The organism is Priestia sp. P5 (genome assembly GCF_029522155.1).
In the GTDB taxonomy this organism is placed as follows: Bacteria; Bacillota; Bacilli; order Bacillales; family Bacillaceae_H; genus Priestia; species Priestia megaterium_E.
This window is the reverse complement of the sequence record NZ_JAKWFJ010000004.1, coordinates 86432-98749: the sequence shown is the minus strand read 5'-3', so window position 1 is coordinate 98749 and position 12318 is coordinate 86432. Positions and strand designations below refer to the sequence as shown.

Annotated in this window: 9 protein-coding genes; 1 reads left to right on the top strand and 8 read right to left on the bottom strand. The window is 38.6% G+C overall.

The window, feature by feature from the left end; translation table 11 throughout:
* Positions 1-259 precede the first annotated feature (259 nt).
* Positions 260-736, top strand: a complete 477-nt coding sequence (locus MMB69_RS23840) for a hypothetical protein (protein ID WP_277448516.1) — start codon at positions 260-262, stop codon at positions 734-736.
* 50 nt (positions 737-786) lie between these two features.
* On the opposite strand, the gene essA is transcribed toward MMB69_RS23840, so the two are convergent.
* The 8 genes from essA to MMB69_RS23800 all read right to left on the bottom strand — a co-directional run bounded on the left by essA (position 787) and on the right by MMB69_RS23800 (position 12305).
* Positions 787-1284, bottom strand: a complete 498-nt coding sequence (essA, locus tag MMB69_RS23835) for a type VII secretion protein EssA (protein ID WP_221785748.1) — start codon at positions 1282-1284, stop codon at positions 787-789.
* The gene (gene esaA / locus MMB69_RS23830; protein ID WP_277448515.1) at positions 1262-4444 is read right to left on the bottom strand and encodes a type VII secretion protein EsaA; all 3183 of its coding nucleotides are present in this window, start codon (positions 4442-4444) and stop codon (positions 1262-1264) included. The genes essA and esaA overlap by 23 nt, the downstream gene beginning before the upstream one ends.
* Positions 4441-8919 (bottom strand): type VII secretion protein EssC, encoded by a 4479-nt coding sequence (gene essC / locus MMB69_RS23825; RefSeq protein WP_277448514.1) that lies wholly within the window; start codon positions 8917-8919, stop codon positions 4441-4443. Before essC ends, esaA begins: the two co-directional genes overlap by 4 nt.
* 12 nt (positions 8920-8931) lie before the next feature.
* Entirely contained in the window at positions 8932-10236 is a 1305-nt protein-coding gene (essB, locus tag MMB69_RS23820) for a type VII secretion protein EssB (RefSeq protein WP_221785745.1), read from the bottom strand.
* 14 nt (positions 10237-10250) lie between these two features.
* Positions 10251-10490, bottom strand: coding sequence for an ESX secretion system protein YukD (gene yukD / locus MMB69_RS23815; protein ID WP_013055106.1), 240 nt, complete (start codon positions 10488-10490; stop codon positions 10251-10253).
* 93 nt (positions 10491-10583) lie between these two features.
* Positions 10584-10877, bottom strand: a complete 294-nt coding sequence (locus tag MMB69_RS23810) for a WXG100 family type VII secretion target (protein ID WP_013055105.1) — start codon at positions 10875-10877, stop codon at positions 10584-10586.
* Positions 10878-11251: 374 nt separating this feature from the next.
* Positions 11252-11644 carry an SseB family protein gene (locus tag MMB69_RS23805; RefSeq protein WP_221785275.1) on the bottom strand — a complete coding sequence of 131 codons (393 nt, stop codon included), beginning with the start codon at positions 11642-11644 and terminating at the stop codon, positions 11252-11254.
* Positions 11645-11705: 61 nt separating this feature from the next.
* The gene (locus MMB69_RS23800; RefSeq protein ID WP_277448512.1) at positions 11706-12305 is read right to left on the bottom strand and encodes a WXG100 family type VII secretion target; all 600 of its coding nucleotides are present in this window, start codon (positions 12303-12305) and stop codon (positions 11706-11708) included.
* Between the last annotated feature and the right edge of the window lie 13 nt (positions 12306-12318).

Sequence of the window (12318 nt, the reverse complement as noted above, 5' to 3'; positions counted from 1 at the left end):
AAAACTAGTTTTCTTCCACCTCTTTATATTATTTTTTCACTGTGAATTCCCTGCCTATTTTTTGTTAAGTTTTATAGTGAAAAAGATGTATTCTTCTTTACAGTGACAGCCACTTTATGCAAAGGGTTATATTTTCAAAAGTCCACATTGGAAAAAGCATTATGTGTCTTTCTTTATATATGGTATAATCAACCGAATCGTAAAAGAGCTTATACCATTTCAGAAAATGAAATGATTTAAATAGAAATGAGGATTGTCTATGCTTAGTTTTGACGAAAAATTAGCTATTATTTCATCGTTTCCAGAGCTGCATCGAAAAAATGTATCTTTAGGACGCGTGAATTTTCATTATGAAGAAAGCGTGTACGATAAAACGGTTGTTGTGCATCATCTGCACCCTAACGGAAATGGATTTGTATATGCAGGGTTTTTAAAAGGATATGAAACAAATGACAAAGGTCTTGTAAATATCCGTGATTATACAGAAGAAGAGCTTCGCTCAATTATTGAAGCTTCTATTGAATCTTTGTCTACCCTTCCTGATACAGCTAGAGAAGAAGCTATTGTAGGGAATGGAAATGAACAGCGCTGGAACGGCCCAGACAATGCAACGCTTTTACTTGTTCATGAAGATGACCTGTGGAATGTTTATTCTGGCTTGAATTTAGAGGCAGCATTTCTATCTTACGAAGAAGCAGAAGATTATTTGTTTGAAGAAGGCTTCCGCCGCCTATAAGCTTGCGTCTATACGAAAAAACCTCGCTGTTGATTAACAGCGAGGTTTTTTCATTTTTTTACAGAAGGCTGAGGACTAATGCGCGGTATTAAAACCGCAAATAATACAACAACCCCCACACCAATCAATAGTAAATAAAACCATTGTAGGTCTGATGACTTTTCAGAAGCAATTTGTTCTGTTCGATCTTTCTTGTAGGAAGTGTTTTTAGAAGAAAACAAGTTATATTCTTTTGCTTTCGCAGAAATCGTATTATCTTCAGCTGATGCGTTCGCAAAAAGACTTTCTTTTAAGCTCTCTTTCTCTGCATCTTCCTCTTTTTCAAATGTAAGATCCTTTATTTCCTCCGGAATATTTCCTACTTCTTTTTTATTTTCCAGCAAAGATTCGGGGTCCAAGTTAATCGGATCATCTTTATATACATTTGGTTTAATCTCTTCAACGTTTCCGTCATCAGCTTCAGCCGCTGCTGCTATAGGGAAACAAAGGAGTGAAAAAATAAGAACAATACTTCCAATCTTCTTATTAAGCACTATAGGTTTCATCATTTTCAACCTCTTTAGTCGTCTTTAAAGCACGAATAATAGATGGCAGAACACTTAAAACGGCAGTCATCCCCAGTAATACAATAAGCGCCTGTCCAAACAGAGACTGCGTATCATATTGAATTGACATATATACTTTAGATACTGGATCTTCGTAATTAAAGTTTGGCATAGATAAGTTAAGAAGTGGGGTAATATAAAATAAAATCAACCCTACTGTCGTCACCCATCCAGCGAAGCTTCCTAATAAGAAAGCAATACGTACGAGTGTAGATGAGGCAAGCAATAAGACGATCGTAAAGATTGACCATTCCATTGCCCGGTCTCCCGATAACGAATAAATATTAAGGCTAAAGATACTTACCATTAACCCTACAATCAAATTTAATAACCCAAACAGCGTACCTTTTACAAGCATAGGTGCATGTCGGTAGTATTGACTGAAATAGCCAATTAGTAAGCTGCTGATTAAGATAATAACCAAAATGACAACCGGTGGAACCTCTTTTACTTTTTCAGCCGGCACTTCACCGCTTACTTGAAGAGGATTCGCTAAATAATGATAAACGTAATCATTATTCTGTCCATCTACTAATGTATTATTTAATAAACGGTATACCTGGCCGCGAACCAACTTCGTTGAATCCACATTTTGGGCCCACTTGCTATTAAGCGTGTCAGCTTTATCCTGGACTTCATTTACACGCTTCTGCAATTCATCTGTGTATGTGACAACATTAGCTTGTCTTTCACCTAAAGATGAAATGAGTTGGTTCATTCCTTTCAACTCTTGACCCATGCTTTGCTGCAGCGTCATTAAGCCCGTTACGTCTGGAGCTTCTTTCTTTTCTAATGCTTGATCTTCACCTGCGCTAGATTGAAGCTCTTGATTCATTGCATTTGCTTTTTCTTGAATAGCTGATAGCTCTTCCATAATAGATGCTTGTTCAGCATCAACTGTTTGTCCATATTGGTCAGCAAAATCTTGCACTGAACTTTGGAACTGTGCTAACTCTTCTTTTGTTAGAGACAGATTTTGTTGGATTTGCTTACGTGCATCTTGAGAAGAGACGGTGCCAGCTAACGCCTGCTGCAAACTTCCTTTAATAGAGTCGTTGTTAAGGACGCTGTTCTGTACGTCTGTATTTCCTACTTGAGCTAAAATCAAATCATACTGCGATAAATCACCGTAGTACTTTAGCATATCTTCTGCACTGCTGCTTTGAATCTTACCTGAGAATGTATTGCTCAGCTTTTCCTTGCGAGAAGCTGAAAGGTTTGGAGAAGATAAGATTTTATCTTCTTTGTTTTTAATCATCGTAATGAGATTGTCTACATCCATACTACCTTTAGAAGGCTTTTTGCCGTCTTCTTTCAACTTTTCATTCTCTTTTTTTAATCGTTCATTTTCTTCTTGAAGCTTAGCAATTTGACTGCTCGACGACTTGGTTGCTTCTTCTAAGTCTTTTTCTGCTTTGTTTTTCTGTGCTGTCAAAGACGTAACGTCTGCCTCCAAGCTTGCAATTTTCTGCTTCAGCGCATCCGTATTTTCTCCTGAAGTTTCAGGCTGAACAGTTACATTTTGCAGCTCATCTTTGACTGCTTGTACCTGTGTTTTCAGATTAGCCACTTTTTCAAGCGCACTTTTCACAGCATTGGATGTACCTGATGTGTCCGGTGTGTCCGGTGTTTCAGGCGTTTCAGGCGTTTCCGTTCCCTCAGATGTCTTAGGTGCTTCAGTCGCTTCAGGTGTTTCGTTCACCATTCCTTGGAGCTGCTGTTCTAAGTCTTCAAGCCCTTTTGATATATCATCAAGCTTTGCTGTTTGCTGAGATAAATCCACTTTAATTGGTTCTGAAGTTCCTTCGCCTTGACCGGCATCTGGCTGAGTTCCATCTTCTTCTCCAGGATCCGTTGGCGTCTCTCCTCCTTGATTAGGATCTGGCTGAGTTCCGTCACCTTCCCCAGGGTCCGTTGGCGTTTCTCCTCCTTGATTAGGGTCTGGCTGAGTTCCATCACTTTCCCCTGGATCCGTTGAGCCTCCACCACTATCATTTGATGAAGCTGTCTCTAGCTGCGCACGAAGCGGCTTTAGCTTACTTTCAATTTGATTTAGAGTTGTTTGCTCAGACTGCTGTTTATATGAACTGACTATTTGGCCGTTCAAATCTTGCAGAGCTTTTTCTTGTTCACTGACGTTATCCGCTTGTTGGTCTCCAAGTTCTCCAACGGCTTTTTGATTTTGATCCAGCTGCTGTTGAATCGAAGATAAGCCACTAAACACTTGATTGGCCTGCTCATTAAAATTTTGCTTAGAGCTTGGCTGATTAGATTCAAGGGAAGACAACCCTTCTTGAATTGCAGCAACGCTTTGAGCCTGCGTTTTTTCAAGCATTTGTTTCTGTGTTTCTTGATATGTTTGATATTGATTTACATATTCAATGAAGCTGTTTAAATTCTTTTCAACCTGTTCTACGTCGCCTTGTCTGTCGCTCGAACCTTTTTCTGCTTTATTTACATTATCTTGGATTTGCTGAAGAATTTTCTTTTGATCATTTAATTCACCTGCTAAATCTTTTGAATTCGGTTTATAAAAAGCGACCATTGTTTTTTGAAAGGCGATTTCTTTATTTAGAATTTTATCGAACTGTCCGCGTACTTTGTCCACTTCCTGTGATACATAACTCCAGTACAAAGAGGACATTTCATTATTAACCTTTGTAGTAGCATCTTCTAATTCCCCTACTACTTTTTCCTTATTAACTGCGTTAAGCTGACTTTGAACTTTGTATTCCAAAGTAGCTTTTTCTGGCTTTTTTTCCTGATACGATAAAATATTTTGTGAGAAAGTCGAGGGAATATAGATAACCGCGTCATATTTCCCATTCTGTAAACCGCTTGTAGCTGCGCTTCGTCCAAGCACGGTCCATTGATAATCCGACCCCTCCTGTAAAAGAGGAGTCACTTTTTCACCAAATTCTATCGCTTTTTCACTATTTTCTTTTACTCCATTATCTTCGTTAACAACCGCAATCGTTCTTGTTGAGTTTTCTGTGACTTGCAGCGGGTTGTCTCCAATATACTGAAAAAAGAAAGAAGGAAGAGCCAAGATTAAAACAACAGCTAATATGACTTTAAGTGTATACTTACGCTGTTCGGTCATGTTAAGATCTTCCTTTCACTTACACATAGCGGGATTTGAATTCTCGTTTCTTTTCCACTTTTAATATAATAACCGAAGCCAGGGTTAACGTCTGCTTCTTTTCGGTCATAAGAAAGTGTAAATAAGCTTTGCTCCGTTTTCTTCATGAGCAACACGGCTTGGCTAATTTGCTTCACTTCTGTTGTTAACGCGTCAAATCCTTTTGAAAACTCATTGTTGTTCCCTGCAACAATCAAGTTAAAGCCCAGGTGACTATAATTTTTCATCAATTTTGTAATACGATCCTGCAGGACGCTGTCTAAGTTTTGCTGGAATCGTACAAATCCATCTACTACAAGCATGATCGGGACAAATGAAAGACTGTGTACCGTTCCTTCCTGCACTGCTTCCAAATACTTATTTTCACGTCGCTGCAACCGTTCTTCAGTTAAATCAAGCCAGTCGATAATCTGTTCTTTTGTTTCCATGTAAACAACTTCATCTTCAGCTGCATAGCTTGATAAACCGCGGTCAACCGAATCAAATAATCCGATTTGCTTCACGCCTTGTTCAAGCGCTGTTTGCAGTATGACCTTCACTACATTTGTCTTTCCTTTTTGCGTCTGCCCCATGACGATGCAATGCTTATTTTTCGTAAAGTTCATATACACCGGTCGAACAAACTCTTCATCTAAACCAAGAGGAATGACTCCTTTTTCCCGAATAACCCTTCTGTCCATCATAAACTCGGCAAGCACCAGCTTCGGTGACAGCATTGGTACAGGCTCCGGAACAGTAGCATCAGCGTATTGATTCTTTAATCGTTGAATGTGCAGCTTAACTGCATCAAAGATTTCAAAATCATCTTTTCCTTCCGCAGGTAAAAACAGCTGCGCAAAATAAGGCTGATCCGTTTTGATAATAGCCCGGCCTGGAATAGACTCTAGCGCATACGGCGTACGTCCTAAAATAGAATACGCTTCTGAATGATCCATTAAATAATGAACAACTTTCGTTTTCAAGTTATTCATAAGTGACTGACGAATAGAATTCACACGCGTCGCGGTAAAGATCATATAAACTCCTAAAGACTGGCCATCACGCACGAGCTGTGTGAACTGCATTTCTAGATCTTGCATTTCTTCTTTGACAAGATCAAAATTATCAATCGTGATAAAAATTAGAGGCAGCTCTTCTGAACTTAGAGCATTATACATTTTGATATTGCTAACTTCCTGCTGTTGAAATAACTGCTTTCGCCTTGCGATTTCTTGTTTGATAATCGTCATAAATTTTTCAATTTTACGCATTTGATCCATTAAAAAATAATCCGCCGTATGAGGCAGCTGACGAAGCGGCAGCAGCGTGCCGTTTCCAAAGTCAAAAATGTAATAATGAAGCTGCTCCGGGCTTTGTCTTTCAGCTAGACTAAGAAGCAACATCATGACTGTAAACGATTTACCGTATCCTGACGAACCAAATATACCAATGTTTCCATCATCCATCAGCTGGTAGTTATATACCGTTTGACTTTGCTTTTCCGGTTCATCAATCAAGCCAATTGGGAATACACCGTCTCGCTTCTCTGTGTACTCACTGCGAAGCAATCTCTCTTTAAGAGGCGGCAGCCATGGACTATTTAATTTTTTGATAGCTAGTTCCTGCTGCGTTTTTTCAATTTTTTGCACCACAACATCAATTTCTGCTTCCGCTTGTTTAGATGACGTCTGCTGAGTAGATACATCAGATAAAGGAATCAACCCGAGATCTGTAACAATGGCGACTTCATCTTCAGCCCCATACGTATCTTCCATGTACGGCGCGCCGCTCCAAGCTGACTGAAACAGTTCATACACTTCATTATTTCCAACCTGCAGATAGCCTCGCCCCGTCACCGTAATAGAAGCAGCGTCCGCATTTTTTAAGATTTCTTTACTGTCAGCGGCATCTTGGACTTTTAAAGCTACTTTAAAGCGCGCATTACTCCAAATTTGATCGTCAATAACACCGCCTGGCTTTTGCGTGGCTAAAATTAAATGAACGCCCAGACTACGTCCAATGCGCGCCGCGCTGACTAATTCGCGAATGAACTCTGGTTCTTCACTTTTTAACTCAGCAAATTCATCCGAGATTAAGAATAAATGAGGAAGGGGTTCTTCTGCCATACCTTGCTTATATAAATCTGTGTAATCATTAATGTGATTGACTTCATATCTATCAAACAAGCGTTGGCGTCGCTTTAATTCACTTTTAATAGAAGCTAAGGCTCTTGTACTAAAATTCTTACTTCCTTCAATATTTGTAATGGTTCCAAGCAGATGAGGCATGTTTTTAAACGGCTGAGCCATTCCTCCGCCCTTATAGTCAATTAATAAAAACGCGACTTCATGGGGGTGGAAATTCACCGCTAACGAAAGAATGTACGTTTGTAGGAATTCACTTTTCCCTGACCCCGTCGTACCTGCAAGTAATCCATGAGGGCCGTGAGCCTTTTCATGAAGATTTAGTTCAACAATATCTTCTTTTCCTTTTAACCCAATAGGAACTGCTAGTGACTTAGCTGATTCATTGCTCTGCCACCTTTGCACGATATCCAACTCACCAATTTCTCTTGCTTTAAATAATTCTAAGAATGAAACGCTATTTGGAATTGAGTTGGTCATGCCAACTTGGTGATCCAATGTCCGCAGCATCCTTGCAAATCTTTCATTATAATCAAGCGTGTGTTTATCAAGCTGAAATGGAATATTCACAGCTTTTTGCTTTTGAATTAATATATCCCCCTCGGATTCGTTAATATAACGAACGAGTGTGTGAACGTGCTCCGTTAAGCTTTCCTTTGTCTCTGCCGCAAATATCGCAGAGAACCCAAGGTGAGGGTGATATCCTTCTAAATACTCTAAGATAACGTGATCTGCAATTAACTGCTGATTCGTAATAATAAAAACAAAGTGAGGCAGGAAAACCCCTTCTCCTTTTGCTTCATCTAAATCGCGTTCTCTCAGCATTTCATAAATAGAAGATAAAAGCTGATCTCTCGTTTGTTCATTATAGATGAAACCTTTCGCAAAAGAATGCGGAAGCTGAAAATGAGGAAGCCATTTCATCCATTCCCACTCTTTATATTCTTCTTCATCAAAAATGAATACGAATCTTACGTCATGATAACTGTGGGAAAATGCCAGCTGTCCTACAAGCTGATGCAGTTCATTCTTCACCGTTTTCATCTTTCCTACCAGACCGATAGAGCCTAAACCTAAATGAGCGGTAACAGGGGCATTTTTGACTTCTCGATAGACCTTTTCCATGTGCTGAGACTGCTCAAGCAAATCATCAATTTCTCGATTAGCCATATCCCCGCTATTTAAAGAAATTTGGTAGCTTCCAGGAACTGTTCCTGTTCCAAGACGCACCTGTAAAAAATCACTGCTTTCTACAGTTCGTTCCCAAATTCGATCAGAAATCTGTTCTGTTAAATATTTCATTCGTTCAAACGTCGGAAAATGATAAGATAATACATCTCGTTGAACTGATACTAGTTCTTGTAATTCCTCACGCTTGTTTTCTAGATACTTTGTATAGATTCGACGACGACGCTCCTGCCGCTTCTTGCGCTGTTTTTTATCTTTGAAGTATTGAACGGTAGATACAATCAGCGTGGTCGTAAACATCATGACAGATATAATAATAAAAATTCCCCTAGGCTGAATAATCGAGACCGTACCCATGACTAAAAGCATGACTAATGGCGGTAAAATAGTAAGCCATAAGCTTCGGTTATTTTCGTCATTGTCTTGAGACGGAAAGGATAAGCTCACCTTATCATTAGGCAAATCATATATCATGCGCGGTGTTCGTCTATAAACCGGGTACTTCTTTTTCATTTCAGAAATAGGCTGTGCCGTAGCTGGAAGCTTAGATGCATAATTATAGTAGCTTTGAATCTTCAGCAAATCTTTTTCGATCAATTGAATGGTCATAGAAGACCATAAAATAAGATCACCGGGCTGAAGGTTCGTATTCTCTTCTAGTCGGTGTCCGTTAAGATAAAGCGGTTCTTGGTTATAAAAGACCTTCCACTTCCCGTTTATCTTTGATAAGTAAAATCCTTCTTTTGGCTCTGCTATACACTTTTCTTTTTGCTGATACACATCAGCTGCTTCATCACTTGTGGAAAACGAAACTTCTGATCCATAATCAATATAATAGACAGCTTCTTTAACAGCCGTCTCTGTAAGAACAAAGGTTAAAGCATGTCCTTGTTCTCGCCATACAAACGACTCAGAAACAGATAGCTCTGCTATCCTTTCTTCTCCGTAGGAAATCAAGAGCCGGCCGTTCTTTTCAGATGACAGCGTCATTTGCCCCTTCTCAAAGGGATAGGAAAACGTAAAAGTTTGATGCTGAGTGTTTCCTACCGTTGCTTGGCGAAAAGTTTTAAAATCTACAGGCAGCTGCTGATACGTTTGCCCACTAACTACCCAAAGCATATTCATACAACTACCTCCCTACTTCGATTGATCTTCCTGCTGTTTTTTCTGCTCTTCTTGTTTCTTTTTCTCGGCTTCTGCAGCTTTCTGTTCTTCTTCCTGCTGCTTGGCCGCCTGTGCCTCCTCAGCTTGTTTCTCTTCTTGCTGCTTGGCTGCTTCCGCTTCTTGTTGATCATTTTCTTTCTTAAATTCTTCAAGTTCGTTTGCTACTTTATCAAGCTCTTCTTGCTTTTTATCAGCCGCTAAATCGTTGTCTGTCTTTAGCTGACCTTCGTATTTCATTAGTGCATAGATAATTAATGAACGTTCTTCTAACAACCTGCTGACTTCTAGCGCTTTTTTGTTGTCTCCTCGGCCAATGTAAAACCAATAGGCAAAGTACTGAGGATCTGACTGAAGCGTAATAGTCTTTAAAGCATTTGCTTTTTGCTCCTCCCCTAACTTTTCATTAACAAGATAGGAAGTTGCTATTTCGTATTGCACAATTTTAGGCATGCTTTCAATGTCATAATCTTCAAGTTTGTCGACTACTTTGCTGTAGTTTTTTTCAAGAAAGTATTCGTTGCTTTCTACAAATGCTTCTTGTTTCGGCTGAGCAAAAAAGTAAGAGTAAAAAGTATAAATAAGAGCTGGAATTAATAAGACAAGTATACCCACAGATGAAAACTTAAAAATGGTCCAGCGTTTTTGAGGAAGTTGAACGAGTGTCTTTTGATGTTTTTCAATTTGGGTTAACTTATGCTGAACAAATTGACTCAACTCTTCCTCATTGCTGATATGCATTATTTTTTTAGCGTCTTCTTTTAATTGCAAGGTCTCATATAACTTAAAATACTGTTCAAATGTATGCGATGAGTCAACGGCCGCTGCTATTGTAGCTTTTAGCTCTTGAAAGCTTTGTTCCTCGTTAGACTCATAAGGAGGTAAACTTTCTTTCACTCCATAATGTAAAAAAGCCGGACTTAAACTTTTATCAAAAATGATATTTTCTGGACAAATCAACAAATGCAGCCTTGAAAAAGAATGCTGCTTTACCTTTTTGATAAGCTGATCTGCAAATAGCCACTTTTGCTGTTCTTCTTTTCCCCTTAATGCTGTAAAAGGTTGAAATTCAGAGGTAGGCTTAATTGTTATTTTAAGTTCATCATCGCTCATCATGATTTCTTTTTGAAAAGCCGTGTTTACATCCTTTAACATTTCAATCTCAACAGAACGATTAAGTCGAATTTTTTCTTTTTGAAAAATAAATGTATATTCATTATTATGACGCGTCATTACAGCTTCGAGCTGTTCTTCTAAGTAAGTCGGTTTCTTCTCTGACATTCTAATAGACTCCTTTAGAGAATTTCGATACAATCACCTGTGGTAATTCCGCAGTTAATCATCGTCTCATTTCCCGAGAAAATAAGATTTTTATTTGAAACACGTATCCACGCACCGTCCTTTGGTGATTGAGTAATCTTTTTAGCTTGCCAAACGATCTCGACTACTTTTTTGAGTGAATGATAGTTTGATAGTCGCAAATCGAACCGATCACCTGTATAGTGCTTTAAGTCTACTGTTACTTCTATATACATAGGGTTTCATCACCTCAAAACATAGAAAAAGCGCCTTCATCTTTTGAGAATAGGGCGCTCCTTTTATTACTTCACTTAGATTATTAGATGAAGTTAACCGCGGATTTGGCTAGCGATTTGGTTATCTGTATCTTCAAGAACATTTGCAGAGTCGTCTAATTGCTTAGCAATCTTTGTAAGTAGATTAGACATTTCAACGAAAGAAGGCTTTAGTTCTTCGTATTGAGCAGCAAACGCTTCGCTTGAAGCACCTTCCCACATGTCTTGAAGTTGATTTTTCATTGTATCAAGACGGCTTACTAATTCTTGAACTTGACCGCTTTCGTTAGTATATCGACCTGCCATGTCGCGAAGCTCTGCTGGTGTTACGCGAATAATTCCTGACATACATATCTCTCCTTCGGTTTATATATTTACTATTATTGTAAGAAACTCTAGTGATAAGGTCAAAGGTTACTTGTAAAAGCCTCCAAAAATGAGAATATGTATCTACAAATACCCCTAAAAATGCAAATAAAACCTGAACAACCAAGATTTTGTTCTCATTTAAACCTTTTCCATCTGATCTATAGGTACCTATTTAAAGGAAAATAAAAACTATAAGACTATTAAATTACATTTTTGTTCATTATCTATAGAACTATTTACTAGTAATAAAAAAGCAGAAACCTATTTAAGGCCCTGCCTCTTTATACATATCTTCTATTTATTTAAGATTCAGACATGCTTGGACAAAGCACATGCGCTTGTTATCGCTTTGGCTACTGCTTAAAATAATTTTGATCTTCTTTTAACATCCTTATTTCTTCGGGGATGAATAATTTTGAGAGAGGCGTGTCAGGATTAAGTAATATCGCTATTTCTTCATTTAATACAGGCAGCATATCCTTAAATGATACGCATACGGTCTTTTCATCTTTCAGCATCTGTTCAATCGGATATTTTGACGAAAAAACAGGTAGATATCGGTACGCTGCGCTTTTCATCGTCTGAACGTAGTGCTCTCCAATTAATATATCTGATGCTCCATGCTCTGAACTAACAACTAGCCATAAATTGCTATTCATTAAAGTTTTATAAAATTGAGCAATTTTCTTATTGTCTTTCATTGCTTCAATTAACGATTTTTCTAATAAGTTAAATGTATATTTCATTGCCGAGACAACCCTGTAAGGAACTGTACTATTTCACTTCCAGCGCCATCATATACTTCATTCATTCTCTCTTCACTTCCTCTATGCTGTCACTAAACATAATGTTTGAAGGATTCATTTCCTGACTTAAAATGCCCAACCCCATTTGAATAACGCCATAAGTAAAAAATTCCGTTCGACTGCATGTAGAACCATTCACTACTTTTTCTTCCCAAGACATAGAAAGCGAATTCCACATAACATTAAGAGTACCTAGAGGCTTTTCAATCGTTCTGTGCATATTGTCATACGTATTCCATCCTTTTAAATTCTTTATGTCATTCCATGTATCTTGTGAATGGGTGCTCCCATCGCTCCATACGCTCGACCAAAACTCCGTCCAGCCTGAAGAGCCTTCTAGCTCTCCATCTGCTTTTCTCATTTGTTCTGCAGTGTCTTTTACTAATAAATGTGCGTTTTCCGTTAGCGAATCAAGTTTGCGAATCATATGCTGTAACTCTTCCTGCAAGTCCAGCACTTTATCAATATCTGCAACAGACAAGAAATGTAGATTTGTAGCTTCCCAGCTTAGTTTTTGAAGTGCATCAGCCGTTTGTGAATGAGACTGCTGAATTCGCTCTGCAAATGTCTGCAGCACCTCTGGATTTACCTTTATCTCCATGTATGTCCGTCCC

Coding starts and splice junctions, on each gene's coding strand:
- MMB69_RS23805 (WP_221785275.1), bottom strand. CDS start 11,644: ATGAAATATACATTTAACTTATTAGAAAAATCGTTAATTGAAGCAATG.
- MMB69_RS23840 (WP_277448516.1), top strand. CDS start 260: ATGCTTAGTTTTGACGAAAAATTAGCTATTATTTCATCGTTTCCAGAG.
- MMB69_RS23800 (WP_277448512.1), bottom strand. CDS start 12,305: ATGGAGATAAAGGTAAATCCAGAGGTGCTGCAGACATTTGCAGAGCGA.
- essB (WP_221785745.1), bottom strand. CDS start 10,236: ATGTCAGAGAAGAAACCGACTTACTTAGAAGAACAGCTCGAAGCTGTA.
- yukD (WP_013055106.1), bottom strand. CDS start 10,490: ATGTATATAGAAGTAACAGTAGACTTAAAGCACTATACAGGTGATCGG.
- MMB69_RS23810 (WP_013055105.1), bottom strand. CDS start 10,877: ATGTCAGGAATTATTCGCGTAACACCAGCAGAGCTTCGCGACATGGCA.
- essA (WP_221785748.1), bottom strand. CDS start 1,284: ATGATGAAACCTATAGTGCTTAATAAGAAGATTGGAAGTATTGTTCTT.
- essC (WP_277448514.1), bottom strand. CDS start 8,919: ATGAATATGCTTTGGGTAGTTAGTGGGCAAACGTATCAGCAGCTGCCT.
- esaA (WP_277448515.1), bottom strand. CDS start 4,444: ATGACCGAACAGCGTAAGTATACACTTAAAGTCATATTAGCTGTTGTT.